The 26,342-nt window shown below is 51.0% G+C and carries 20 protein-coding genes; 4 read left to right on the plus strand and 16 right to left on the minus strand.

Annotation, left to right across the window (positions count from 1 at the left end):
* Positions 1-20: 20 nt before the first annotated feature.
* From HFP08_RS13750 to HFP08_RS13770, 5 genes are all read right to left on the minus strand, one after another.
* Positions 21-941 (minus strand): ABC transporter permease, encoded by a 921-nt coding sequence (locus tag HFP08_RS13750; protein WP_168121172.1) that lies wholly within the window; start codon positions 939-941, stop codon positions 21-23.
* A gap of 55 nt (positions 942-996) precedes the next feature.
* A complete protein-coding gene (locus tag HFP08_RS13755) occupies positions 997-2,619 on the minus strand; it encodes an extracellular solute-binding protein (protein WP_240941377.1) in 1,623 nt (540 codons plus the stop codon).
* 233 nt (positions 2,620-2,852) lie between these two features.
* Complete coding sequence (locus tag HFP08_RS13760) at positions 2,853-5,216, minus strand: helix-turn-helix domain-containing protein (protein WP_168121173.1); 2,364 nt, start codon at positions 5,214-5,216, stop codon at positions 2,853-2,855.
* A 158-nt stretch (positions 5,217-5,374) separates the two neighbouring features.
* Complete coding sequence (locus HFP08_RS13765) at positions 5,375-5,590, minus strand: helix-hairpin-helix domain-containing protein (RefSeq protein WP_168121174.1); 216 nt, start codon at positions 5,588-5,590, stop codon at positions 5,375-5,377.
* An 83-nt stretch (positions 5,591-5,673) separates the two neighbouring features.
* Entirely contained in the window at positions 5,674-6,729 is a 1,056-nt protein-coding gene (locus tag HFP08_RS13770) for an AraC family transcriptional regulator (protein ID WP_168121175.1), read from the minus strand.
* 141 nt (positions 6,730-6,870) lie between these two features.
* Between HFP08_RS13770 and HFP08_RS13775 the strand changes: the two genes are divergently transcribed.
* A complete protein-coding gene (locus tag HFP08_RS13775) occupies positions 6,871-7,872 on the plus strand; it encodes a glycoside hydrolase family 130 protein (protein ID WP_168121295.1) in 1,002 nt (333 codons plus the stop codon).
* 383 nt (positions 7,873-8,255) lie between these two features.
* Here the strand turns inward: HFP08_RS13775 and HFP08_RS13780 are convergent, their stop codons facing one another.
* Complete coding sequence (locus HFP08_RS13780) at positions 8,256-8,849, minus strand: Gmad2 immunoglobulin-like domain-containing protein (protein WP_168121176.1); 594 nt, start codon at positions 8,847-8,849, stop codon at positions 8,256-8,258.
* A 214-nt stretch (positions 8,850-9,063) separates the two neighbouring features.
* On the opposite strand from HFP08_RS13780, the gene HFP08_RS13785 reads away from it, so the two are divergent.
* Together HFP08_RS13785 and HFP08_RS13790 are read left to right on the plus strand one after the other, a co-directional pair.
* Positions 9,064-10,092 carry a Leu/Phe/Val dehydrogenase gene (locus HFP08_RS13785; protein WP_168121177.1) on the plus strand — a complete coding sequence of 343 codons (1,029 nt, stop codon included), beginning with the start codon at positions 9,064-9,066 and terminating at the stop codon, positions 10,090-10,092.
* Positions 10,093-11,139: 1,047 nt separating this feature from the next.
* Positions 11,140-14,766 carry a polysaccharide lyase 8 family protein gene (locus tag HFP08_RS13790; RefSeq protein ID WP_168121178.1) on the plus strand — a complete coding sequence of 1,209 codons (3,627 nt, stop codon included), beginning with the start codon at positions 11,140-11,142 and terminating at the stop codon, positions 14,764-14,766.
* A gap of 70 nt (positions 14,767-14,836) precedes the next feature.
* Here HFP08_RS13790 and HFP08_RS13795 read toward each other — a convergent pair whose 3' ends face one another.
* Both HFP08_RS13795 and HFP08_RS13800 read right to left on the minus strand, forming a co-directional pair.
* Complete coding sequence (locus HFP08_RS13795; RefSeq protein ID WP_168121179.1) at positions 14,837-15,004, minus strand: hypothetical protein; 168 nt, start codon at positions 15,002-15,004, stop codon at positions 14,837-14,839.
* A gap of 170 nt (positions 15,005-15,174) precedes the next feature.
* Entirely contained in the window at positions 15,175-16,086 is a 912-nt protein-coding gene (locus HFP08_RS13800) for a helix-turn-helix transcriptional regulator (RefSeq protein WP_168121180.1), read from the minus strand.
* 125 nt (positions 16,087-16,211) lie between these two features.
* Between HFP08_RS13800 and HFP08_RS13805 the strand changes: the two genes are divergently transcribed.
* Positions 16,212-16,673, plus strand: coding sequence for a VOC family protein (locus HFP08_RS13805; protein ID WP_168121181.1), 462 nt, complete (start codon positions 16,212-16,214; stop codon positions 16,671-16,673).
* A gap of 62 nt (positions 16,674-16,735) precedes the next feature.
* Here HFP08_RS13805 and HFP08_RS13810 read toward each other — a convergent pair whose 3' ends face one another.
* From HFP08_RS13810 to HFP08_RS13845, 8 genes are all read right to left on the minus strand, one after another.
* Positions 16,736-18,148, minus strand: a complete 1,413-nt coding sequence (locus tag HFP08_RS13810) for an N-acetylmuramoyl-L-alanine amidase (protein ID WP_168121182.1) — start codon at positions 18,146-18,148, stop codon at positions 16,736-16,738.
* A gap of 154 nt (positions 18,149-18,302) precedes the next feature.
* The gene (locus HFP08_RS13815) at positions 18,303-19,091 is read right to left on the minus strand and encodes a polysaccharide deacetylase family protein (RefSeq protein ID WP_240941381.1); all 789 of its coding nucleotides are present in this window, start codon (positions 19,089-19,091) and stop codon (positions 18,303-18,305) included.
* 158 nt (positions 19,092-19,249) lie between these two features.
* Positions 19,250-20,377 (minus strand): WD40 repeat domain-containing protein, encoded by a 1,128-nt coding sequence (locus tag HFP08_RS13820; protein ID WP_168121183.1) that lies wholly within the window; start codon positions 20,375-20,377, stop codon positions 19,250-19,252.
* Positions 20,377-21,831, minus strand: a complete 1,455-nt coding sequence (locus HFP08_RS13825; protein WP_168121184.1) for a sensor histidine kinase — start codon at positions 21,829-21,831, stop codon at positions 20,377-20,379. The genes HFP08_RS13820 and HFP08_RS13825 overlap by 1 nt, the downstream gene beginning before the upstream one ends.
* A gap of 1 nt (position 21,832) precedes the next feature.
* On the minus strand, positions 21,833-22,567 hold the full coding sequence (locus HFP08_RS13830) for a response regulator transcription factor (protein WP_168121185.1): 735 nt from the start codon (positions 22,565-22,567) through the stop codon (positions 21,833-21,835).
* A gap of 282 nt (positions 22,568-22,849) precedes the next feature.
* Positions 22,850-23,728: a YitT family protein gene (locus HFP08_RS13835; protein ID WP_481856573.1), complete on the minus strand. Its 879-nt coding sequence runs from the start codon at positions 23,726-23,728 to the stop codon at positions 22,850-22,852.
* A gap of 263 nt (positions 23,729-23,991) precedes the next feature.
* A complete protein-coding gene (locus tag HFP08_RS13840; RefSeq protein ID WP_240941383.1) occupies positions 23,992-25,116 on the minus strand; it encodes a glycoside hydrolase family 88/105 protein in 1,125 nt (374 codons plus the stop codon).
* Positions 25,106-26,167, minus strand: coding sequence for an alpha/beta hydrolase family protein (locus tag HFP08_RS13845; protein ID WP_168121186.1), 1,062 nt, complete (start codon positions 26,165-26,167; stop codon positions 25,106-25,108). Before HFP08_RS13845 ends, HFP08_RS13840 begins: the two co-directional genes overlap by 11 nt.
* Between the last annotated feature and the right edge of the window lie 175 nt (positions 26,168-26,342).

The raw sequence follows: 26,342 nt of genomic DNA on the forward strand, positions 1-26,342 counted from the left end.
TAATTGCTCTGTCCGGCGCGTTACCATAGACTGTTTTCGCTGACTCTCCTGCTGATCCAATTGGCCAATACGAGCAGGATCAAATTGATAATCGAATTGAACACCCCGACAGCCGTGCTGTAGCTCCAACTGAATTCCAGCAGGCCCTTCCGATAGACGAAGGATGAAATTACGTCTGCCGTGTCGTAAATGACCGGGTTGTAGAGCAAAATAATTTTCTCAAATCCGATATTCAATAAATTCCCCATACGCAATACGAACAAAATCACAATCGTGGGCATGATTCCCGGAAGGGTGACATACCACATTTGTTTCAACCGGCTTGCTCCGTCTATCCTCGCGGCTTCATACTGCTCCTGATCGATTCCCATTAAAGCAGCGAGATAGATAATGGATTCCCAGCCTACCTTCTGCCATATTTCCGATAAGATATAGATCGGTCGGAATAGTCCGGGATGCTGCAGCATGGAGGTTCCGTCTCCGCCAAGATAGGTGTAGATCGTATTCACAACGCCGCCGCTGTCCGTAAAGTCCCTGATCAGGCCCGCAATGACAATCATGGAGATGAAATAAGGCATATACGTAACCGTTTGAACGAGCTTTTTGTACCTGTTGCTGCGAATCTCATTGATCATTAAAGCCAGAATAATCGGCGCCGGGAATTCGAAAACCAAGGAATATACACTAATAAGCACCGTATTCTTCAACACTCTTAAAAAATAATAGCTTTCGAAAAAATCTTTAAAATGCGCTAAACCTGCCCAAGGGCTGCCCATAATCCCTTTCATTGGCGAATAGTCTTTGAAGGCTATGAGCACACCGTACATGGGAGCATAATGAAACACGGCATAATAAGCAATAACGGGAAGCATCATCACATAGAGATATTTATTTGCGAGGAAATCTCTGACGAACCTCGTGCCGAATGCCATTCTATTCATAACTCACCTTTCCTTATGAAGATGGGGTGGACAATGTCCCCCCCATCCCATTCATTTAGCGACTATTATAGCGATCAAGCGCTGCTTGCTGAATTTCAATCGCGCGATCCACTTTAAGAGTTTTCATTTTCTCGACATAATCATCATAAGCATCGATTGGTTCATTGCCCAAAATGATTTTGAGCGTCATCTCATCCACCAAGGTGTTGACGTCATTCATAATTTGCGCCAGCTCGGAAGCCTCTTCCGGCGTCGGCGTCAATGGAGGGATTTTATATTGATCCACATCCGTTTTCGTCCAAACATCAAGTGCGTTCTGTTGCTGCGGGAGCACCAGATATTGCTTGATATACCGTTTGTCCTGTACGAAAGGTCCCGCATAATTGGCGCGAATGTACAGAGACATCGCTTGCGATGGTGAAAGCTTGTCCGGATTGTTCAGGAGAAGGTCGGTATATACCGGCGAACCGTCTTTCATTTCGTAGCTTACTCCCTCTTGGCCGAAGTTAAAGTACATATGGCCTTCATCGCTGTAGCCCCAATCCAGCAACCGGGCCGCAAGCACGGCATTCTCGGATTTCGAGGTGATGGCCACGTTTCCGTTCGTCGAGTATTGCGGATCCTTCTGTCCGAACATCGGTATATCCCCTTTATTCAGAACGGGGTAAGGAGCGGCGATCAGCTCCGCGTTCCCATCCTTCTCTTCAAGGAGCGGCGTCCATTTGCCGATCCCGCTTCCCGAATTATGGACGGTTGCTCCCGTAGCGCCGGTTGTTATATTGGCATCCAACGCTTTACCGTCTATATTGGCGATGTTTTTATCAAGAAGGCCTTCCTCATACCAGTTGTGGAACGTATTCAGAAAATCCTTGTACCCGGGCTGAAGAGGACCGAATTTCACGACGCCGTCTTCCTGGAACCAGCCGCGGGTAGTGCCGAATGCGCCGACGAAAGCGCCATTGGTAAGAAACTCGGAATTAAAGATATAGGAAAGCGGGCTTGTTGCCCCTTTCTTTTCTTTGAAAGCGGTAAGCATGGTATGCCAATCGTCGATCGTTTCCGGCACCGGAAGGTTCAGTTCCTTCAACCAGTCCGCGCGAACGATAGGGCCTTGATAAACCTGCAGCAGAGGATCGCCGCGAAGGAATGGAAACGTATAGTAGCTGCCGTTGTCAGTCTTCAGCATTTTATCGATTTCGGGATGCTCTTCCAGATATTTCTTGTAATGCGGAGCATACTTATCAATGATGTCATTCAACCTCAGAATATATCCATCTGCTATCGCTTTCTCCGGTCCTCCTGGGAAATCGAACCAATTGTATTCGATCATATCGGGCAGATCGCCCGATGCCAGCAAGATGTTAAGCGCATCCTTGGACTGACCTGCCGGTGGACTTATAAATTTCAATGGAACGCCCGTGCGCTTCTGCCATTCCTGGAAGAAGGGAACCTCATTCATCGAAGACATCGTTGAGCCGTATTCAGCCCAGTAGGTCAGCGTTGCATCGACATTCAAAGGATACGCAACTTCGCCGCCTTCATCCTGCGAGGTATGGTTTGCAGAATTCGATGCCTCTGGTTCATTCCCGTTATCGCCGGAGCAGCCTGCAACCAAAATGATAAGCATAACTGCGCACAACGCTGCAACGAAGAATCGTGATCTTGACAATAAGCTCATGTTCCTAATAACCTCCCGATTTTTCTTTCTTGTTTGAAGTTGAGACGTCTCGCTTACGATTATCCTATTTCGTCGGGCTCCTGAGAATCGTCAACACCTTAAATAGAATCTCTAAAATCACGCCTTTCATCTCAAAATTCATAACTTGCATCGGCAAAAACGAAAATAATCGGCTATAAAACGCAAAAAGAGGCCTCCGGAGCTGCAAAATCCAGAATAAACCTCTTTTCCATCTATAATGCTTTCTGATATTGACCTGGCGTTACACCTTCATATTTCTTGAAGACGCGGATGAATGTATTCACATCATGGAAGCCAACCTGCGACGCAATCGATGTGATGCTGTCCCGACGCTCCTGAAGAAGCTCCTTGGCAAGCTGCAATCGATAGTGATTGATCGTATCCAGTAATCCATTCCCTGTCTGATCCTTGAACAGTCTCGACAGATAGGTGGGCGTCATGCTGAAGTGTTCGCCAATCATCGAAATATTCAAGTTTTGATCTTTAAAATTTTCCGAAATATACAATATGATCTCCGCGCTGCGCTCCTCGAGCGCTTGATTTCGCGAAGACTGTTGCTGCTGCCGCTGCTTGTCCATCGCATAATCACTAACCTCTTGCACGACTGCGTATATTCTTGCCTCCATCTCCTTGATGGATTCACCATTCATTATTTCCGAAAACGGCAGAGCGTTCATGACAGATGCGCTTTCCTGTATGTCGCCGATTTCCCCCATCGTCTTCATAAGCGTGCTAATCAAATCAACCATCAAACATTTGATCAGTTCAACCGAAAGATGAGATTGTCCGGTGTTCTTCTCAATAATATGTCGAATCATCTCTTCAGCCTTCCGAGCATCCCCGGCTTTGACATAATTAATGAGCTGCTGCTCGACTTGAATAGGGTAATAGTAGCTCGATTGCAACTGATCGGCCTCTTGGCTTTTAGTCTCCTCATATGTAACGATCCCGCGATCTCCAATGACAACCAGGTACTCCAACGCATCGACCGCTTCACGATAGGCATGGGAAATCTCCTCGGCAGAATGTTTGATTTCGCTTACAGACACCAACGTATGAATATTGAATTTTTCACTCAAAAATGTTCGGGCTCGCTCGGCCAACGATATCGCATCGTCTAGCAGCCCCACTTCGCTTACAGCGTCGAAATTAAGAAGACAAACCATATTGTTGTCCATTTCGCAAACATATCCGATATGGCGCTCGCCCGCCATTTCTTCAACGATATTGGTTACGATAAATTGCATCAGCCAAGGCTTGTCCGCTACAGGGATTCCTTCGAGATGATCGTCAAATTTCTCATAATCCATGTAAAACAGGATAACCGCAAACCGATCCGACTTAAAGCGGACATCGAACGCCGAAAGCGATTCGTCGATTGCGATTTGGTTCCCCAGTCTCCCCTTAAACATGCGGGCGAGCATATTCGACCTAAGCATATTCGCCTGCTGCCTCATCCGCAATTGAATCTGCCCTTTTTCATTTAGAGTGGTCGTTATCGCATTTTGAATATGGAGAAATTCATTGCCCTCGGAATGAACGAAGGTCTTCTCTTCCGATTTCAGCAAATTAAGCAAGCGCTGAATCGGACTATAATTTCTCAACAAAAACACGATCGAGAGCCCAATTCCGCCAATTAAGCTTAAAAGCATGCCAACATAGGTTATTTTCTTTAAATGATGCGTCTTCTGCCACAGCAGCGAGCTGGGAACCACCGTGACATAGGTCAGCTCGGAATTGGCCGATTTAATATACATATATTCAGATTGAACCCCGTCATACTCTGCAAAATAAGAGCCGGATTTATCGGGCAAATCCATATTTGCAAGAAATAATGGATTTTCATTATTTTCCGTTGAAAGAACGATCTGGTTGTTCTTATTCAACACCAACACCTTGCCGCTGCTGAAATTCTGTACATTGCGCAAAGTATCCATCAATTGAGACGTATCAAGCAGCACCACGCTCGCTCCTGGCGAGCCCTCCAGGTTATCGCCGGGGAAAGAATGGATATAGGCTAGCGCGTCCGATGAATTCCCTCTGCCTGCAAGTTTGATGAAATGCCCTGACTTATTGTCCTGCAACAGATTCAGCCACATCTCGTAGGACAGGGTTTCGTTCTCATGAATCGTTTCAAATGCAAGCTTGCTATCCCGGTACACCCCTGGCTCGAAGACGAGATCTTGCTCTTTCCAATAAACGTAGTAGGTTTTGACGGCCGTGTACAAGGATTGATAAATGGCCATTTCCTTGGCGGTTTGATGCAAGTCGTACAGATCGTTATCCAAGCTGTCCGGCAACGTGTATAAACTTGAATACATATAGCCTCGAATGCGCACATTCCACATCAATTCGGTGGTCAATCGTTCGGCATTCTGGACATGATTGTCGATCACTTCCCGTACTTCCTTGAGCAGGACATTATTGGCTCGGTGAATTTCGCTTTTCAATATTTCCTGCGACTGATTGTAGACAAGCATGCTAATCAGGATCGGCACAATTAATATGGCGAAATAGGACAGCAACCACGTGAGAATGACACTTTTGCGCCTCACAAGAAATCGCTTCCACATCATAGATGAACCCCTTTCATTCCTTTTCTGATCATCCTTATTATAGCGAAACATGAAAGAAAGGATATACCGGCGGTTAAGAACCCTCAAAACCAAAGAAAGCTGCAGTCCGATGATGGATCGGAGTGCAGCTTTCTTTGGTGATCGTTTCTGTTTTTTATTTATTCTCTTAACGAGAGCCCTTTTTCGGCAAGAGCCGCACGCAGCGTTCGTATTCCTTTGGGTCCGAAGCCGTGCAGCTCCAACAGCTCCGCCTCGCTCACCTTGGTAAAGTGCTCAAGCTTCGTATAGCCCGCCCCCATTACCGCGCGCACAGCAGGCTTCGACAGCCCCTTCGGCAACTCGTTGACATCGGAGATATGTTTAGAATCCGACATGGCAATTCCACCTCCATCACTATTCATTATTATGAAAAGGCCCATAGCCACGAGAAAGTCCGTCAGCCCTGAACGGCAAACGTCTAATTCTTCAAGTTCTGCTTGCGATATTCGCTCGGACTCGCGCCCTTAAGCTCCTTGAATACCCGCAGGAAGCTTGGGAAGGATCCGAAGCCCACCTCTACGCCTACATCCACAACCTTCAGATCCGTAGAGAGCAGCAGACCGCATGCCTGACGAATTCTTACCTCGTGCAGGAAATGCGTGAAGCTGCTGCCAACATGACGGGAGATCAACTCGCTCAGATGAGAGGCGTTGAAGCCAAACTTGCGGGCAAGCGACGAAAGCCGCAGCTCTTCGCGATAATGGGTATGCACATATTGTATCACATGCCAAATAGTTGCCTGGGAGGTCGAGGCTGCCATACCCGTCTTGCCATTCTTGTCCGCCCTGCTCCCCATCCCCATATTGTCGCTCCCGCTCGCTGTACGCTCGACGCCTTCCTTGTTTTCCTTGCTCGCTTTGCCGCTTTCACCGGCTTCGCTGCCCAATCCGCCCGCCGCCTCTCTTCCTTGTCCCGTTCCCGCTTCTGCCAATTCTTGATAGCGAGAAGGAACGACGCTTAAGGAAGAGCGCATACGGTCGAACAGAATCAGTAATTCGACCAGCTTCAGCTTCAACAGCACCTCCCGCCACGCCTGATTCGCCGCAGCCTCAACCATCATCCCCTTCATCAATGCGCGGATGCTGGCGTAGTCTTCGCCATCCAGTTGAAGAGAAGGAGACAGCTCCGAGCTTGCGTACAGCATCCTCTCCAGAGCCGGCTCGGCTCTTGCCATGTCGAACAGGAAGACCATATCGAACATGCAGTTATACAAAGTAATAGGAGCATCCCGGTCCGCGATAATCTCGTGAACCTGATAAGGCAGCAGCAGCGTGAAGGTTCCCGGCCTCAGCTCATGCTTGCTTCCGTTCACGATTTCATGCCCGCGCCCTTCAATGACAAGCGAGCATTCCAGAAAATCATGGCGGTGAAGCGGAAAGCTCTGCACAATATTATTCTCAGAAATATGAAAGGGAAATTCGGGAGATATGAAGGCATAATCCGTCAGCTTCTTGTTCACAGGAACGAATGTCATCGCGCGCCCCCCATCCAAAAAAATGATAGTAAAAACCAATAAGTTAACATCCCCGCGTATTGGCGGTTTGATACACTGAACCTGACTTCGCAAGCCGCGTTGCGGCTTGACAACATTCCTGAAGGAGAAGATGAAATGACAATGTCTTTGCCTCTAACGATAGGGCCGCTCAAATCCAGCTCCGTCATTACAAGATATCCGGGCAATCCGATCTTGCAGCCATCCGATGTTCCCTATGCGCCATCCCTTGTATTCAACGCGGGCGTGGCCAAATATGAAGGGCGTTACGTTATGGTATTCCGCAACGATTACGCGGATGAAGCGAACAAGACCATGCTTCCCGCCTCCACGACCAATCTCGGACTTGCCTTCAGCGACGATGGCATCAACTGGGAGGTCCAGCCGAAGCCATGCTTCGGCATCAACGATGACGAAATCATCCGAACCTACGATCCCCGCCTGACGATCATCGACGGCCGCTGCTATATGTGCTTTGCCGTCGATACGCGCCACGGCGTTCTGGGCGGCATTGCCACAACAGAGGATTTCGAGAAATTCGATATCCTGCACACCACGACGCCCGACAACCGGAATATGGTGCTCTTCCCCGAGAAGATCGGAGGCAAGTACGTGCGACTGGAGCGTCCGTTCCCCGTCTACAGTCGCGGAGGCAAGGACCGCTTCGACACCTGGATCTCGGATTCGCCGGATCTTGCCTACTGGGGCAACTCCCGCCTGCTTCTAGGCGTTGAAGATGTGCCGTACGCCAATGACAAGATCGGCCCGGCCGCTCCTCCCGTGAAGACCAGCAAGGGCTGGCTCGCGACCTTCCATGCCGTCGACCGCGACGAGAACCGCGGCAAGAACGGCTGGGAAAGCTCTTGGAAGAAGAGATACACCGCAGGATTAATGTTACTGGATTTGGATAATCCGCACAAGATTATCGGCATGGCCAAGCAGCCTCTGCTCGCGCCGGAAGCGCCTTATGAAACGGATAACGGCTTTCGCAACGATGTTATTTTTCCCGGCGGCATGATTCTCGAGGATTCGGGAGAGGTGAAAATCTATTACGGAGCGGCGGATACGGTCGAATGTCTGGCCACCGCTCATGTAGATGATCTTCTGAAGCTTTGTCTGGAGTAACAGGAGCAGTGATAGAGCTTCCCATATGCCCACGAATATACAAGCGGACACAGAGGACGCTATTTTTGGAAAATACGAAGTTTGTTCGTTTTGGCGGACACAGGAGACGCTATTTCCTCAAAAAGCCAAAAAAAACACTGTTTTTTCGGAAATAAGGTCCTCTCTGTCCGCAAGATCATGAAAACAGCTCATTCTGCTGAAATAGCACATCTACAGTCCGCTACGAACGTGCGCAACTATAGACAGGTCCGCCTAGCGTTTCCGGCCTCCCCATTCACAAATCAAAACCGCAGCGGAAGACAACTCCGCCTCAAAATTTTATGAATTTTAGAATTTAAAGAAAGACGCCTCTCGGCGTCTTTCTTCTATAAATCTAAGCAATGCTAGGGACCGAATGTCTCCATCGGCACAATCAGTTCATGAATTCTTGAGCCGTCATTGGCGCTCTCTTCGAACAATTCTAGTGTAAGGGTGCCGTTTGCCGGCAATTGATTAGCCGGGATAGCCACTGCGATCGTGAAGTCGGACCATTCCGGAGCGCCTTCGTCCAGTTGCTTGATCCCCTCCAGCAAGTAATTGGAGCCGTCACTTACCGCATAGTTCACAACTCCTTCGAATACACGACCTTCTCCCGTCACCAAATACTGTCCCCCCGAGCCGCTTATCGTTACGTTGCAGTAGGCTTCGTTGCAGAAAGCTCGTTCCTTCGCATTGCCAATCTCCACCGAATGCTCCTCTTCATTCCAATCTACCCCGGCATTCAGCAAGTCGCCAACCGCCTTCAACGGCACATACGTATGTCCATTGTAATTCATCATGGGAAGCTCCTCCTGCTCATAGGCGGCTCCATTCACCTTAATGGGATAGGTCGTATCGCTGAGCATATACGACTTCAAGGTGGATGCCATGGCAGGCGCCGCCATCATGAGCAAGCATCCTGCAAGCAAACCGATAAGAAAGCCCTTGTGCTTCTTCATGTATTCCTTCTCCTTTCGCTGTGTGATTACTGCATTGTCTCTCCTTCACCCTATCCATAAACATTTCCATAACCACAAGCCGCTTTCCTTCTCATTACTGAAATGATCTTCCATCTAACATGGAACTATCCAGTTAATTGGCGCCAAGAGCTGCTCCGCTGAATACGCTGATCATAATCCCTCATGCAAGGGAATGGCGGAGGTGGCCTATCAGATGGATGTTTGGAAACAAACCTATGAACAACTCATCTTCCTTCAGGATCGCTCGATCCATTTCAAAGCGATCATCGCGATTCACAACACGAAACTCGGTCCCGCTCTTGGCGGCTGCCGGTTTCGTCATTACGAGAATGAAGCGGACGCGGTCGACGACGCGCTGCGGCTCTCCAGGAGCATGTCCTACAAAACAGCCGTCTCCGGCATTCCTTATGGCGGAGGCAAGGCGGTCATTCTAAGCAGTCCTCACTCGTCGGCGCAGCGGGAGCGGTTGTTCCTCGCGCTTGCCGATTACATCGAACAACTCGGGGGACGGTACATTACGGGAATGGATCTTGGCACCTCGGTCAGCGATATGGACTGGATGAAGCAGCGGACGAATTATGTCACGGATGCGTCCGGGTCGCTTGGCGCTTCGAACGATTTAACGGCGACGATGACGGCTTACGGAGTTTTCCTCAGCACAAGGGCAGCGCTTAAGGTTGTATATGGGACGGAAGATATGTCGTACAAAAGGGTTGCGGTGCAAGGACTGGGCAAGGTGGGGTATAGACTGTGTCGTTATCTGAAGCAAGCCGGCGCTCATCTGATCGTGTCGGATATCGATTCGCAGCGGGCAATCGCCGCGGCGCGGGAATTCGGCGCGAGCGTTCGTCTGCCCGAGGAAATCCTGACGACGGCTTGCGATGTGCTCGCGCCCTGCGCCCTAGGCGGCGTGTTGAACTCGGCGACTATACCGGGGCTTAATTGCCGCATCGTTGTCGGCGCGGCCAATAATCAACTGCTGGAGGATGCTCATGGGGAGCTTCTGCATAAACGCGGCATCCTGTACGCGCCGGATTATGTCATTAACGCCGGCGGCATTATCGTAACGGCCGAGGAGTTGGCCGGCGGCAACGCTGCGCATGCGAAGCAAGAGGTCGAGAACATCTACGGAACGCTCTCTGGTCTATTGGCGCAAGCGCGTCTCGCCGGGATATCGCCTGCAAGAGCTGCGGATTTGCTCGCGGAGGGGCTGCTCTCTTGAGCTTTGCTTGGCTTGGTTAATACCCTCAGATTCGCCAGCCTTAGACATCGGCATCCGCACCCGATACGAAGCCGACTGGCGACAATATTAGCCCCAGCTTTTCCGGTCAGCGCGCCGAGCCTTGTTCCTCTGTATGGCGTCTCGGCGCCTCTGTTCGGCGTTCCGGCTCTTCTGTATGGCATCTATCCGCTGTTCGGTTCAACTGTTCCTTTTTCTGGAATTCCTGCACATCTGTGCAGCGTTCTAACGCTTCCTTCCGTATTAAATTGCCTTATCAGGCGAGCAGTTGAAGAGATGAACAGGATTTTCTCCCTCTTATTTTTTCAAATTTGATAAAAACAACGGATAAGGTGGAATTTCTCCCCCTTGTTCCTTGAATTCATCCGATTTTCATGATACTGCGGGATATATACTGAAGTTTTTCCTGTTTATTGGACAAAAAGGCTTTTCGCAAGCAAATATACTGGACTTTTTCCTGTATAACGCTGCACACTTGGCTTGGAGCTCGCACATCCGACCCTCGCTCCCCCCCAACACTCGCAACTCCAACTCTAGCTCCCCCCCCCCATCCCTCGCTACTCCAACTCTCCACTCCAACTCTAGCTCCACCCATCCCTCGCAATTCCAACTCTCCACTCCAACTCTCGTAATTCCACCTCTTCCCATCCAACTCTCGCACCTCCAACACTCACATTGCCAGCTCTTACCTCCGACCCTCTCACTTTTAGCTCCCCCCGACTCTCGCGCTTCTAATATTTGCCCAACCAATTCCGCTCTCGATATTAGAATCAGGAGTGAAAAGCAAGACATCTTCTCATTTAAACGCTATCCTCATTTGAAAAATCCATCTGACGGAGCTTAACCATTCACATGCTACTCTATTGAAAAAAGGTATATGTTTGTCTCCCCGCTTCCTTCGCCCTCATGTTAATTCGGTGAATTCGTGTATATTGACCGCTCTCTCGGGAATCGCCTACGCTGAAGGCGAATGTCCCGGGCATTCTGCGGACATATCAACTCTACTACGCGAAGGAGTGAATTCACGACATGAAGGCAAAGAAAGCAATGAAAGCAACTAAAGCTATGAAAGCATGGAAAGCCTCTCTCTCAATCCTCATTATTGCAAGCGCTTTCCTATCCCTGTTGACGGTGAAGCCAACTGCAGCACATGCCTCCGACGAGTACGACTCGCTGCGAGGGAGGATCTTCGACGATCTGTCCGGCGGCACCGGCTTCGATCCCGACGATCCGGATATCGAGCCCCGAATTGACGGGATCACGGCGTCTGCCCAATCGTTATGGAGTACGATGGACACCTCTTCGAGCCGCACCTATCTCTGGAGCGATCTGGGGGATGCGCTCGGCCCGAGCATGCATTCCACCCATGTCTCCGGCAGCTATTCCAGGCTGCTCGCCATGGCCGTCGCCTACAGCACCGTCGGCAGTACCTTGTACCATAATGCGAGCTTGCTGACGGACATCATCGAAGGCATGGATTGGATGTATGACAATCGCTACAACACCAGCGTTCCCGTTAGAGGCTACGACAACTGGTATGACTGGCAAATCTCCGCCCCGCTGTCGATTAACCGAATCTCCGTCCTGCTCTACGACCACTTGACCGCGCAGCAGATCAGCGATTGGCATGCCGTGATCGATTATCAGGCGCTCAGTCTCAGCTCCTCGTCCAACAAAGGCGCCAACCGGGTCTGGACCTGCTATATCGTCATCACGAGCGGCATTGTGACGAAGGACAGCTCGAAAATTACAGCCGGCGTCAGCGGTCTCAGTCCGGTGCTCGACTATGTGGCCTCCGGCGAAGGCATCTACCGCGACGGCTCCTTCCTCCAGCACACGGCGCTGATCGCCTACAACGGCGGCTACGGCATCTCCATGCTGAACAATTTGACGCAGGTGATGTATATCGTAGCCGGCTCGTCCTGGGATATTACCGATCCCGATCTTGGCAACGTGTATCAATGGATATACGACGCGTACGAGCCGCTGTTCGTGAGCGACGGTATGATGGCGATGGTCCAAGGCCGCAACATCGCCCGCATCGTCAATGACAGCCTGAATCCCGCTTCGACGGGCAGCTCTATGGGAGCTCTCGGGTCCGCGGTCGTGCGCTTGTCCGCTTCCGCGCCCGATCCCTCGGATGCCGCTCGCTACAAGTCGATGGTCAAGCAATGGATGAACGAAGCTACCTCGCAGACGCCTTACGCCTCCCTGGACTCAATTCAAATCATTAATCTGACGAAGGCGATCATGGGCGACAGCGGCGTTTCGCCAAGAGGGGATTTGTCGCTGGACAAGCAATATCCGAGCATGGCCAAAGCCGTGCACCGGACAGACGACTTCGCATTCGGCGTAAGCATGACATCGAAGAAGGTCTCCAACTACGAATCAATCAACGGAGAGAATTTGAAAGGCTGGCATACGGGAGATGGCATGACCTACCTGTATATGACTGATCCCGCGGCCTATTCGGATGCCTATTGGCCCACGGTCGACAGCCATCGGCTGCCCGGCACGACAGTCATTCAAGGCAGCGAGCCCGATCCGCATCTGAAGAACGGATCGAGCTGGGTCGGCGGCACCGAAGCGAGCGGTCGGTACGGCGTCAGCGGCATGCAGCTGCAACCGGCGAATTCATCGCTGAACGCCTACAAATCCTGGTTCATGTTCGACGACGAGATCGTCAATCTCGGCGCCGGCATTTCTTCGGGAAGCGGCGTCGTGGAGACTATCGTCGATAATCGCAAGCTGAACAGCAGCGGCAGCAATGCGTTGACCGTTAACGGCTCGGCCAAATCCTCGGCGCTTGGCTGGAACGAGACGATGTCCTCCGTCAACTGGGCACATATCGCGGGCTCCGTCGCAGGCTCGGATGTCGGCTATTACTTCCCGGGACAGCCGACCGTGAAAGCGCTGCGGGAAGCAAGGACGGCGAATTGGTACAGCATTAACAACTATTTCGACAATAGCAGCCTGAATCCCGAATACTATCAGGATTTCACGCGCAACTATTTGACGATGTGGCTGGATCACGGCTCTTCGCCATCCGGCGGCTCCTACAGTTATGTCACGCTGCCGAACAAGTCAACCTCGGAGGTCGCGGACTATGCCGCCAATCCGGATATCGTCATTCTGGAGAACAGCACGGCTGCCCAGGCGGTTCGAGAGGTTAATCTTGGCGTTACCGGCATTAATTTCTGGCAAAATGCAGTGGAAACGGTGGCTGGAGTCACCAGCAACAAGAAAGCTTCCGTCATGCTTCGCAACAGCGTGAACGGACTCGAAGTGTCGGTATCCGATCCGACGATGGAGAATACGGGCACGATTCAGCTCACGCTCGATTGGAACGCGGGGCCGCTTGCCTACAAGGACGCGAATGTCTCGGTGGCGTACAGCGGCAATCAAACCGTGCTGACCTTCAACGCAGCCAATACGCTTGGCGAAAGCCTGAAGGTCTGGTTCAATCATCCGGGAAGCCCGGATGGCGGCACAGCCGTCGATGAAGAGTTCGACGAGATGAGCGAGGGCATTCTGAATGGGCAAGGGGGTTGGAGCAGCGATACGGGCGGCGTATCGGTCAACTCGGTCAAAGTGGCCGCCTCCGCCTCGACCAATGGGAATGCCGTAAAGCTGACGACGCAATCCGCGAGCGGCAAAGCCGAAGCGAGCCGATTATTCTCCGCTCCTTCCGGCAGCATCATCACAGCCGAAGCAACGGTGACGGCGGACGACAACAATTGGAAGAATGCAGTGATCGTAGCGGACAGCAGCTTGTCGTCGAACAACAAAGCCGCCCATCTTGTTATGCAGAACGGGAAAATTTGGGGGTATAACGGAGGGACGAAGACGGATATTTTAACATCAGCCACAAACGGCACGCCCTACCATTTGAAGGCAGTCATCAACACCGCGACGAAAAAATTCGACGTCTATGTGGATGGCACGCTCCGAGCCTCGCAGTGGGATTATCGCGATTCAGGCGCAAGCGACCTTGATTTGTTCGTGACGGGCATCGCAGGCAATGCCAGCAGCATGAGCATTGACGATGTGAGCATAACCTATCTGCCGATGGCTGCAACAACATTAATTGATGAAAGCTTTAACGGCATGACAAACGGCAATTTGGACGGTCAAAGCGGCTGGAGAGCCAGTACGGGCGGTGTCTCCGCCAATTCCGTCAACGTGGAAGCCTCCCCCGGCGGCAAAGCCGTCAAGTTGACGACGCAAACCACGAGCGGCAGCGCCGAGGCGAGCAAATCCTTCTCCGTTCCTTCCGGCAGCCTCCTGATTGCCGAGACGACAGTTACCGCGGACGACAACAACTGGAAGAATGCGCTCATGGTGCTCGACAGCAGCTTGTCATCGAACAACAAAGCCGTTCATCTCGTCTTGCAAAACGGAAGAATCTGGGGCTATAACGGCGGTACGAAAACCGATATTCTGACTTCAACCGCGAATGGAACTCCTTATCGGTTGAAGGCGGTCATCAACACCGCGACGAAGAAATTCGACATCTACGTGAACGATGAGCTTAGAGCCTCCGGATGGGATTACCGGAATGCCGGCGCGAGCACGCTCGACCTGTTCTCGTCGGGCATCGCGGGCAATGCCAGCAGCATGAGCCTGGATGATGTGCGAGTTGCCTATTTCCAATAAGAAAGCCTCTACCTACGGCCTTTCAGAGATGAGCGATAGCGATTAACAAGTCGGTGCAAGGGCCCTAGCCTCAAGTTTGGGTCCTTGCATTATCGCCGCCGTATTTGATGCCGAGCGAGGCGACGGTCGCCTTCATATTGGGAAGCACCAGCCTCATCAGAATGCCGAAGTCGCTTATGCCATCGGTGCTGCCCGCTTCAATCAACACCTTCGGGAACGTTTGAAAGCTCTGATACATCGGTAGAACCGCAAACGTGGATACGGCGAACGGAGCACGATGCCCTGAATTGATTCATTCAGTCCCATATCGTTCACCAGCACATAGTTCGGAATCATGATTGATTGGAACGGTATGAGCCAGATCAAGCCAAGCAGGCTGAAGATAAGCGTCTGACCGCGGAAGCAGGGTTACGAATAGGCGTCCATCATGGCAGCTAAAAACGCTTTGAATTGTTCGACATACGACGAGGGTTCCATAATTCTTACATCCGAGCCAAACCCGGCTAAAAAGCGAAATCCATCCTCGTTTTGAGGAATGTCGATGGAAGCGATTAAGCGTTCTGGAATAGAAAAATCGATGCTCTTCCGACCGTATCGTTCAATAAATTGTTCCTTCACCCTGGGGGAGATCAAAGCCTTGACTGCAACAAATGGGCTATGATTGCTGACTTGCAGCACATGGTCCTCGCTATCGTTCCTGGGCACAAACGGAGTGTCTTCCAATCGGAAGCGGTCTATTCTGGAGAGTTTGAAAGTACGATAATCTTCACGCTCCAAACAGAACCCTTTGAGATACCAGCTTCTTTCACTAAAATGAAGACGATACGCCTCCACCCTTCTGTTCGTGGCAATTCCCATTCGATCCAGATAGTCGAAACGAACCAGCCTGTTTTGTATAATGGCTTGCTGGCATCCGTTCAAGACAGGGAGGAGATCCGTGCGTCCTTCCCAATCGTAAAATGAAAGTTGAATCCTCCCGCTCCGAGATTCGGTACCGACCATTGATACGATCTTTTGAATCGTAGCTTCAACTTCTTTGCTCACCATCAGTTGCTCCAGCCCGTCTAACGCCGTCAACACATTCTCCAGGTCCACTTGATTTAATAGACGTTTGTCCAATTTGTACGTATCCATAATGGCATAGCCTCCATGAACGCCGTGAATGGCATAGATCGGAATATTGGAGAGTCCAAGTGTTTCCATGTCACGCAGAATGGTTCTTTTGCTGACGCCAAACAGACTAGCGAAAGCCCCCGCCGACATCACCTCTTTTTGCAACAAAATCATCACAATCGAAATAAGCCGCTCTACTTTATTCATAAAAATCCTCCCGCTTCCCCTACGCTCAATAACAATTTTTTTGACGCATGATGAATAAGCGACATATAAGATGTCACCTATTATAGCTTACTATGTAGCTATCACAAGAAGGAGGTATTTATTTTATGGCGACAGTTGTGTATGTAAATTTCGATGGGGTTGCAGAGCAAGCTATTGCTTTTTATGCAGAGGCTTTGAGCGCAAGTGAAGTGAAAGCAGTGAAGTTCAAGGATATACCTCAAGACCCGAACTATCCTTTACCGGAAAATGAGTTGAATATGATTATGGAGTCATCCTTAGCCTTCGAAGGCGGAAAAATCATGATGTCGGATGTCCCTCCCTCGATGAAGAGGGTAACAGGGGAAGTCGTTCAAGGCAATAACATGCTGATTACGCTCGTTATAGAAGACAAACAAAAGCTGCAGAAATACTTCACCAATTTGTCAGTTGGCGGTCATGTAATCATGCCATTAGGCAATAAGCCTTGGTCATCGTGCTTTGGGCTGTTGATTGATAAATTCGGAATATCCTGGAAATTTAATAGTGATGCATATATTTTCCTGAACAAAGTTGCTCGCGAGCAGTAAATGATTAAAAAAAACGGCCTTCCAAATTGATCCAATTGAATGCCGTTTTTTTATTTTTTCTATTATAAATCTCCATTCTGCGAATCCGGCAAATGGAGCAGCTCCGGGACGGTGACGAACGCATAGCCCTCCTCGCCAAGCTCGGTGATGATTTGCTTCAACGCTTCTACCGTATTGGATCCCCCACCGCTGGAGGAATGCTGCAGAATGATGCCGCCCGGCCATATTTCATCGCGTACCAGATCCATAATATCCGGCGTTGACAGTCCCGACCAGTCCATTGTGTCGACCGACCAATTGACGATCCACAGCCCCATATCATGCACGAGCTCCGCATTCTCCTCGTCCAAAGCGCCATAAGGAGGCCGGAAGAGGGACGGGCGGACGCCGGCAATCTCCTCCAGCTCAACTTGCGTATCGTTGATTTGTTCTCGGGCTTCGTCGAGCGAGAGCTCTTCGAAGCGGGGATGCGACCATGAATGATTGCCGATCGCATGGCCTTCGTCGACAATTCGCTTCACCATCTCGGGATGGGCGGCGGCTTGCGATCCCAGCATGAAGAACGTCGCTTTAATATGATTCTCCTTCAAGACATCCAGAATTTCCGGCGTCACGACATCATCAGGCCCATCGTCGAAGGTCAGAGCCGTTTGTTTGCCGTCGGAGGCTGCCCCGTTGTAATAAATCTTAATTGGGGAAGCTTCTTTCTCCGTTTTTCCCGTTTCTCGCGAATTCTCGCCCGCTTGCTGCTCCTTAATGTCAAAATACTGCTTCAATCCATCCACGATGGCCTCGGCCGCAGCCGCTTGTCCTTCGCTGCTGCGCATACGCGACTCCTGCTCCCCGTTCGTCAAATAGCCGATTTCGATTAACGCGGACGGCATATCGGTTAACGAAAGCACCTTGAGCTGCTGCTTCTTCACCCCCCGATCCCGGAAGCCCATCGCCTTCACCATTTCGTGCTGCATGCTTTCGGCAAGCTGAACACTGTTCTTGTTCATATATAACGTTTCCGTTCCTTCAACGGAGGAATCCTCATACGTATTGCCATGGATGGAAATAAGCGCGTCGGCTCCCCATTCATTCGCAATCGCAGCCCGATCCTCCAGCTCAATGAACGTATCGTCGGACCTCGTCAGCATAGGTTCAAGCATGGGCTCGTCTTGCAATCGTTCAAACACCTTCCGAGCAAGTGACAAGGTATAGTCCCTCTCATAGTCTCCGCTCGCGCCGGTAGCTCCCGGATCATGACCTCCATGACCCGCATCGATAACAACCTTGTAAGCTCGCATCCCCGGCGGCGGCTCCGTCAAACCGTTCGAGGAACTGCTTCCCCCTGCCAGCTTCTCCTGAACATTCTCCCTGCTGGAAGAATGGAAGCTCCAGCCGATGGCGCTGCCGATCCAGAAGATCAGCAGCAACAGCACGATCAGGCTTCCCCTCGCTATTGCTCTGCGTTTCGTTAAAGTCGTCATAGCTCCTCCTTAGTCGACGAATGCTGCGCGTTTCGTTCTCTTCGTCAACTATAAGAGAGAGGTGTCACAACGACCCCAACGAGATGTCAACAAGTTGCAAAACAAAAAAACTTCACCGGTTTTCACTTTTTTTGACGAACAAGTTCATTGACTTTCAACCGCTTTTATTTACGCTGTTGTCGATTTCCGGTTGTTGCTGGCGCAACGATTTACTCGAACGTCTATGATTCCCGAGCTCGGAAATGGTTACAAATCTGAATCCTCTTCTTTGCAGCTCGGGCAAGATTTTTTTAAGAGCTTTGTATGTTTGATCGGAGCCTTGCACATTATCGTGCATGAGAACGATATCGCCATTCCGCGCATTTTTCAATACCTTTTGAACAATAGCGTCCACTCCAGGCGCACGCCAATCCTTCGTATCCTGATGCCAGGACCACAAAACAACAGTATATCCGTTATCTTTAGCCGCTTTTATTACGGAATCGTTAATATTCCCGCCAGGAGGTCTAAACCAGGGCGAATCTTGACCAGCCACCATTTCGATGAGTTCTTTTGTTTTTATCATTTCGCGATTAATGCTTTCAATGGAATGATTCTGTGTAAACAAAATGTGATTGTAGGTATGATTGGCCACCTCGTGTCCTTCCGCAACTTCTCTTTTAATAATATCCATGTTTTTGCTTATCCGGTTACCAACAACGAAAAAAGTAGCTTTAGCATCATACTGCTTCAAAATGTCCAATATTAACGGTGTCATCCTGCTATTTGGCCCATCATCAAAGGTCAGAGAAATTAATTTCTCATCTGTAGGGACTTCCCACACAGCTTCACCGCGCAATTCATAATATTTGCGATTATGCTTTTGAGGATAATCTGAAAAACCGGATGTATAAACAAAACTCGCTAAACAAATCATGACTCCAAATAGTTGTTTTTTTGACACTGCCGAATCACTCCTAAATCGTGTTGAAACCCGCTTTTGAATTTCCAGTTATAATATGCTTCAATCCATACTTCACTATCCTTTTTGAATCGACAGAGCGTAATATGCTTTCCTGTATTTCAAAAAAACACGATCCCTGCAGCAAACAGGGATCGCGCTTATTTGAATTTAATAATGTAATTTTGCGATTCAGACAACTTCCGATCAAGCCGATTGACTCCGCTTAGCAGCAGCAACTCATTATCCGGGCTCCAGTCCAGCCCTGTTGCGATAATACCTTGATACACCGTTAACTTGTCAAGCACATTATTTCCATACAGCTTGGCGACATATATCGAATTCTGCTGCATATAAGCAATGTACTTCCTGTCCTTCGACAATTTGAACACGTCGATATCCCGCAGCAATATCGATACAACGTTATTCCTTCTATTATACGCATAAAGCGCGCCATCCGCGCCCGTAAACGCGATTTGATCCCCATGCATCCATTCCACCTGACCGTCGCTGTCAATCGAATGCTTGTATTCGCTCACGAATTTGTCGTCAGCAAGAAGGCCATATTCCAGCGTTGACTCTCTCATTGGCTGTACGGCGACGGCCGCGGTTCGATCCGCTGACGCGGACGGCTTGACGACAACCGCGCTTTCACCGTCATCCGCAATATGAAGGGATGTGACAAACGATGAAGCGTCGCCATCCAGAGCGTACTTGTTCAAGCTCCCGTCTTCCGTATCATAGACGCCTATCATCAGCTCCCGGTTATCGGCCTCCCGCATCATGAAGCAGAGATAGCGGCTATTGCTCGACCAGGACAGCTGAGCGCCCTTCGCTTCAAGCTGATCGACCTCAAGCACCTTCTCCTCGCCCCCGTTCAGAGAAACAAGCTTAAGCGATAGTCCGCCCGCGCCTCCCACTTTGACGTAAGCGGCGTAGCGGCCGTCCGGCGATATCACGACATTTTCCGGAATTAACAGATCATCCGTCTCCCACAGCTCCGTCAATGTATCATAAGGCGAGTCGACTCGATAGAAGCGAGAAATATCCTTATAGCCTGCATTCACGGCAAGCACGGAATCTACGTCCAGCCAACCAATGGAGTATACCGCGTATTGCTGCATGGCAGGATAGATGGTATCCACCTCGAATAAGGAAGGAAGGGCGCTCGGAGCCGGGCCAGGCTCCTCCTCGATAATAATCGTTTTCGCTTTCATCTCCCCGCCGCAGCCTGCAGCCATCAAGCAAGCGACAAGCGCTAACGCCAATACAATGCCTCGTCTTCTCATTATTCCACCTTCCCATCCCGCATGAACGGAAGCTCGATATACACATTCGTTTCCCCGTCTGCATTCTCCAGCCAAATTCGACCTTCATGCTCGTCTACGATGCTTCTGCTTATGCTAAGGCCAAGCCCCGCGCTCTCGGAATCCTTATCGGGATTGCCCGCTCTATAGTAAGGTTCAAAAATTTTCTCCAAGTGCTCCCGGCTAATTCCTTCCCCCTGATTCGAAATGATAATACGGACATGGTCGCCATCCGGACGGGCAACCGCAACAATGTCGGAGCGCGAACGCGAATATTTAATTGCGTTATCCAGCAGGTTAATGAAGAGCTGACGCAGTCGATCCGGCTGACCATGCACCTGCAAGCCGCTTTGCGCATCGCAGAGAATCGCCTTTTTGTATCGATTCGCCCTGATTGCCATCGTATCGCATACATCCGAGAGCAGCTTCGCAACATCGAGAGCGGTATACGTTTCATTGCCTTCGGCGGCCTTGGACATTTCAAGCAGCTTCAATACCATGTCGTGCAGGCGCTTGCTTTCATCCACGATATGGTTCATTCCTTTATCGAAAATAACCCGATCCTTCACGCCGTCCGCGCGAATAATTTCCGCATACCCCATAATCGTTGTCAGCGGCGTCTTCAGCTCATGCGTCACATTATCATAGAAACGTTTGCGATGAACATACAATTCGCCGAGCCGATCCCGATCCTTCTCGATAATCGCAAACTGATTGCGAAGCTTCTGCAGCATATTGCTGAAGTTAACGGCCAGCTTGCCTAGCTCGTCCTTGCGCTTGATGGCGATAGGAACGTCCAGTTTGCCGTTCATCACTTCCGTGGATGCCTGCGTCAGCTTGACGACGGGGATGGTAACATGCCTCGACAGCAGATAGGAAAATAAGAACGCCGCGGCAAAGACAGCCAGCGTGATCGAAAAGATCGCTCGCTGCAAATAACCGCTTTGTTCGTAAAGCGAGCTGAAGTCTTTGGCAAATCGAACGATGCCTACTTTGGCTCCGTCGATGATGATGGGATACGAATAAGAAGCGGTGGTCCGTCCGTTCCCCTTCATGATCGTATACGCCGTTCTTCCCTGCAGCGCTTGCGTCAAATCTCCAGCATTCGCAGGAAAATCAGCCAAATCGGAAGCATAAAGCAGCTCTCCATCGAGCGAATAGAGGCCAACCCAGCTTGAGGAAGCGTATTGCAGTTCCTTCCCGAGCTCTTCCGCCATTTGCTCGAAATAAACCGTATCGTTCTCGAAGTGATGCGTCAGGAAGGATTGCCGGATATAGCCGTTGCTGTTGTTTTTCAGATCCTTCAAATTGCTCGTTACGGTCGCTTGATTGGCGGTTTCGATATGGCGGGTGACCCACCCGTTCAGAATAAGGAAGAACACGCTAAAAATGACGAAAAAACCGATGATGAATTTAGCCTTTATCGTATGCAGCATTTTAGGAGTCCAGCCGTTTCACGCATTTGTATCCGATGCCGAACACCGTCGCGATCCATTCGGCGGCATCCAGCTTCTTGCGCAGCCGTTGAATATGCGTATCCACCGTTCTCGTATCGCCGGGATAATCGTATCCCCATACCAGATCGAGCAGCTCCGCCCGGGTGAAGATTCTGCCTTTGTTGCCGAGCAGCAGCAGGAGAACATCGTACTCTTTCGGCGTTAACTCGATTATTCGGTCGCCCTTGCAGACCTCTCTCTCCTCGGTGAGAATCTCGATATCCTGGAATCGGACAACAGACTCGCATTTCACGGCATTCTCCGCAACTTCAACTTTCTCTACAGCCTCACCGTCATTACGATTCGCTTGCGCAACGCGCCTGAGTATGGTTCGAATACGGGCAATGACTTCCCGCAGATCAAACGGCTTTGTTATATAGTCGTCGGCTCCGAACTCGAGGCCCAGAATTTTATCCGTTATATCGGACTTCGCTGTAATCATTAAAATGGGGATATTGTAAGAGGCCGTTGCCTGCTTGCAGATGTCGAGTCCGCTTTGATCCGGCAGCATCCAATCGAGCAGCAGCATATGGGGGCGCCAGCTTTCCATCAACTGAAGGCCGTCATACCCCGTATGCGCCTTCGCCGTCTCGTAGCCCTCGCGCTGCAAGCCGTATTCCAGCATGTCCGCGATGGCAATCTCGTCTTCGATAATCAATATTTTTGTTTTGTTCATAGCGCTTCCTTTTAAAACCATTTTGTTTCTATTATATCGCAACGATGTCGCGGGGATGCGGACAAGTTGTCAACAAATTGCAGACGGAATGAGCTCGAGTGCTTATTTGTACGCTCCTGCCCCTTCAAACGTGTGAACTGCATGGAAGTCGACCTTTTCGACTTACAGAGCCGCTCGAGCTACGTTTCCGCGCTGCTAGTCGACTTTTTCGACTTAATGACACTTGCGAGCTCCAATACGAACAAGAGCCGCCAGCGAATAATTCGCCAGCGGCTCTTCCCTCTAATGAATATCCTTCTTCTTGAAGCGCCCGCCCTTCACATCGTGAATATTGCCGATCGCCACGAATGCGCCGGAGTCGATATCGTCGACAATCGACTTCAGCTTGGCTTCCTCAATCCGGGTAATGACGCAGAAGATGACCTTCTTGTCGTTGCCCGAATAGGCTCCTTCTCCATTTAGATACGTTACTCCGCGGCCAAGACGGCTTAGCAGAGCATCCCCGATTTCCCTCGGCTTCTCGCTGATGATCCAGACCGACTTGGACTGGTCGAAGCCCTCAATCGTAATATCTATCATCTTGAACGCTATGTAATAGGCCATCAGCGAATACATGGCATGATCCCAGCCGAAGATAAAGCCGGCGCTGCCGAGGATGAACACGTTCACGAACATGACTGCTTCGCCGACGGAGAAAGGCGTCTTCTTGTTGACCAGAATCGCCACGATCTCCGTTCCGTCCATCGATCCGCCGGATCGGATAACCATCCCGACACCGATTCCCAGCAGTACGCCTCCGAACACCGCCGCAAGAAGCGGATCGATCGTAAGCGGCGATACGGGGACGAGCAGCTCGGTCCCGATCGACATCGCCACGATTGAGAACAAGGTCGAGATCGCAAAGGTTTTGCCAATCTGCTTGTAGCCGAGCAGCAGGAACGGCAAATTCAGCAGCGTTAGGAAGATGCCGAGAGGAACATGCGTCAAGTGCGCCATAATAATGGATATACCGGTAATGCCGCCGTCAATGATGTCATTCGGAACCAGGAAGATTTCCAGCGCAACCGACACCAGACACGCTCCCATAAACATGAAAAATACACGACGCAACAATTTAATTCGAGACAGCCGCTTATGCTCCGGCAGCTTCTCCAGCATCATTTCTGCTTCTGCAGACAACTCCATTCCTCCCTAAGCCTGGTCTGATAGAGAGAGATTCTTCGACCTATTCGAGTAAGGCGCATCATTTCTCTTCATCATTCAATTGTATCATGATATTTCCGATTTGCGCCATGCTCATGTTGCACAGAAATTCCATGTAAGGAGAATTGAAGGTCCGCAATTGCGAGGCAACCTGCGGTTGATGCCGTTTGCTTCATTTCGCTGCAAAAGATGTATTTCGCAGCTTCCAGTCGATGCAGTGGCTACAGCAAGCGCTCCACCTCGAGCGCCGCGAGCAGCAGCGGTCCGATGCCCATATAATGATCCGATACGACCGCTTCGGAAATATAATAATCGAACGAGCCGTTGCGATCCTTGCTGAGTCCCGCTCCATGACAGATTTGATGGAGATGCACGCCTCGCTCATCCTCGGTGACGAGCCTTCCGATTATGCCCTTGTAGCCCTTCAGCATGGCGGGGCGGAAGACGCCGCTCAAATAGCCAAGCCTCAGCCCTTTGGCCATTGCGTAGACGAACATGATCGAGCCGGAAGCCTCCAGGTAGTTGCCCTTCCGATCGCCTTGATCCAGCACCTGATGCCACAGGCCGCTCGCTTGATCCTGCACGCGCACAAGCGCGTGGCATATGCGCTCGAAGATGCCGACAATCGTGCCGCGACTGCGGTGGGTAACCGGGAAATGCTCCAGGCAATCGACAAGAGCCATGACGTACCAACCCATCGCGCGGCTCCAGAAATGAGGCGAGCAGCCGGTAACCGAATCCGCCCACTCCTGCTCGCGGGATTCGTCCCAGCCGTGATAGAGCAGGCCGGTTCGCTTGTCGCGCGTTCGGCGTTCGACAAGCAGCAATTGATGGGCGACCTCGTCCGTCAGCTCGGGACGATCGAAGGTCTTGGCATACTCCGCCAGGAACGGCGAAGCCATATAGAGTCCGTCCAGCCACATCTGGAACGGATACACCTTCTTATGCCAGAACCCGCCCTCCGAGGTGCGGGGCTGACCGAGCAGCTGCGAAGCCAGCGCATGCGCCGCAAGAGCATACCGCTCATCGCCTGAGCTAGCAAGCTGCATGAACAGATTTTTTCCCTGATTGATTTGGTCCAGATTATATTCCTCGAGCGAGTAGCCAGCAATCGTTCCGTCTTCCGCGATATAACGGTCCATATGGCGATGCATGAACGAATAATAACGCTCGTCGCCGCTTTGCTTGCCCGCGCGGCCCATTGCCATCAGAAGCATGCCTGGCACATAAGCCCAGCGCTCCATAGGATAAGGGTGGAAGCCATCCTCTCTGCATCCGCTCAGAAGAGTATCCCCAATCTTGCGCGACCAACCTGATAATAAAACCGACGCAGCTTCAGCAGCCACTCCCATCTCCTCCATTCGTACCTCTAGCATCTGTCAATTGCCCGCGCAGCCAGGCGAAGGCCTTCTCTCCGTTAATTTCATGCCCTCCCCGAAAAAAATCGCAATGCACGGCATCGCGCGCGCCCTCCTCCCCATAGAGAGACTGAAGCTCGCGATATGCCTTCTCCGCCGGCTCGCGAGGAAACACCTTATCCTCTTCCCCGGATTCCAGGAACAAGCCTCTCGGCGCGATCAACCCGAGCAGCTCGGGCATCTCCGCCTCCTCCAGAATGCCCGGAATATAATTGTCGAGGCAATGATTCCTTGCCAGTATGCTCTCCGCGAACAGACTGGCGTAACCGCTCACTACCGCGCAGCGGATTCTGGCATCGATCGCCGCCGTGAAGCCCGCCACAAGTCCGCCTCCCGAAATGCCCATAATCCCGATTCGCTCCTTGTCGATAGCGGGCATAGCTTCCCGCAAATAATCGACAACTCTGGATGTTTCGCGTATTCGCAGTCCCGCCAACGTCCGTCCCGTCATCAGCAGATGGGCGGCAAGCCGGAAGCAGGAATTGCTGCCGGCTCCCTTCTCCTTGTCCTCCGCAAGCCGTCGATCACCGAAACCGATCAGTTCGGGAGCGGCAACAACATAACCTTCGCGAACCAATGAGACTGCGAAATCCTTATGAAGACCAGGCTTAGAAGAACGCTCTGCCCCGTCCGCTTCCAAGCCGACAATCTCACGGCTGCCGTAGCCATGGCCGTGAAGCGCGATGACCGCAGGCATGGGCGAGGCGGACGGTTGTTCCGGCATTAAGATATACATCCTCATCCGCAGCCCTTCAACCGTGTCGATCTCCACAAGCTCGCGCACATAGCCGGAGCATTGGCATCGCTCGATTAACAGCGGCTCAAGCGCTTGCTCCTCTTCCCCAAACCTGCCGAGAAGCTCGCCAAACTTCGCTTTCAGCCGTACTCTGGAATCCGCAACCTTCTGCTTCTCCGGCGAACGCCTCTCGGCAGCCGCCCTTTGAACCAGCTCCTCCAAGTATTGTTCAAGCTCCTCCATCGTCATCAAACTCCCCTTCCCCGCCATCCGCAATTTAGAGACTGTCCATTCATGGAGGGCATCCAAACAAAAGCAACGCTTGAAATTCGAACGGACACCAGCGCTCTTATTCGTATCATAATTCGTCATTTGCCCTTTTAGGCGGACACCAACGCACTTATTTGCTCCAATATAC

Origin of the sequence: Paenibacillus sp. HB172176 (genome assembly GCF_011947265.1) — a bacterium.
Lineage (GTDB): Bacteria > Bacillota > Bacilli > Paenibacillales > Paenibacillaceae > Pristimantibacillus.

Coding starts and splice junctions, on each gene's coding strand:
- HFP08_RS13750 (WP_168121172.1), bottom strand. CDS start 941: ATGAATAGAATGGCATTCGGCACGAGGTTCGTCAGAGATTTCCTCGCA.
- HFP08_RS13755 (WP_240941377.1), bottom strand. CDS start 2,619: ATGAGCTTATTGTCAAGATCACGATTCTTCGTTGCAGCGTTGTGCGCA.
- HFP08_RS13760 (WP_168121173.1), bottom strand. CDS start 5,216: ATGATGTGGAAGCGATTTCTTGTGAGGCGCAAAAGTGTCATTCTCACG.
- HFP08_RS13765 (WP_168121174.1), bottom strand. CDS start 5,590: ATGTCGGATTCTAAACATATCTCCGATGTCAACGAGTTGCCGAAGGGG.
- HFP08_RS13770 (WP_168121175.1), bottom strand. CDS start 6,729: ATGACATTCGTTCCTGTGAACAAGAAGCTGACGGATTATGCCTTCATA.
- HFP08_RS13775 (WP_168121295.1), top strand. CDS start 6,871: ATGTCTTTGCCTCTAACGATAGGGCCGCTCAAATCCAGCTCCGTCATT.
- HFP08_RS13780 (WP_168121176.1), bottom strand. CDS start 8,849: ATGAAGAAGCACAAGGGCTTTCTTATCGGTTTGCTTGCAGGATGCTTG.
- HFP08_RS13785 (WP_168121177.1), top strand. CDS start 9,064: ATGGATGTTTGGAAACAAACCTATGAACAACTCATCTTCCTTCAGGAT.
- HFP08_RS13790 (WP_168121178.1), top strand. CDS start 11,140: ATGAAGGCAAAGAAAGCAATGAAAGCAACTAAAGCTATGAAAGCATGG.
- HFP08_RS13795 (WP_168121179.1), bottom strand. CDS start 15,004: ATGTATCAGAGCTTTCAAACGTTCCCGAAGGTGTTGATTGAAGCGGGC.
- HFP08_RS13800 (WP_168121180.1), bottom strand. CDS start 16,086: ATGAATAAAGTAGAGCGGCTTATTTCGATTGTGATGATTTTGTTGCAA.
- HFP08_RS13805 (WP_168121181.1), top strand. CDS start 16,212: ATGGCGACAGTTGTGTATGTAAATTTCGATGGGGTTGCAGAGCAAGCT.
- HFP08_RS13810 (WP_168121182.1), bottom strand. CDS start 18,148: ATGACGACTTTAACGAAACGCAGAGCAATAGCGAGGGGAAGCCTGATC.
- HFP08_RS13820 (WP_168121183.1), bottom strand. CDS start 20,377: ATGAGAAGACGAGGCATTGTATTGGCGTTAGCGCTTGTCGCTTGCTTG.
- HFP08_RS13825 (WP_168121184.1), bottom strand. CDS start 21,831: ATGCTGCATACGATAAAGGCTAAATTCATCATCGGTTTTTTCGTCATT.
- HFP08_RS13830 (WP_168121185.1), bottom strand. CDS start 22,567: ATGAACAAAACAAAAATATTGATTATCGAAGACGAGATTGCCATCGCG.
- HFP08_RS13835 (WP_481856573.1), bottom strand. CDS start 23,728: ATGATGCTGGAGAAGCTGCCGGAGCATAAGCGGCTGTCTCGAATTAAA.
- HFP08_RS13845 (WP_168121186.1), bottom strand. CDS start 26,167: ATGGAGGAGCTTGAACAATACTTGGAGGAGCTGGTTCAAAGGGCGGCT.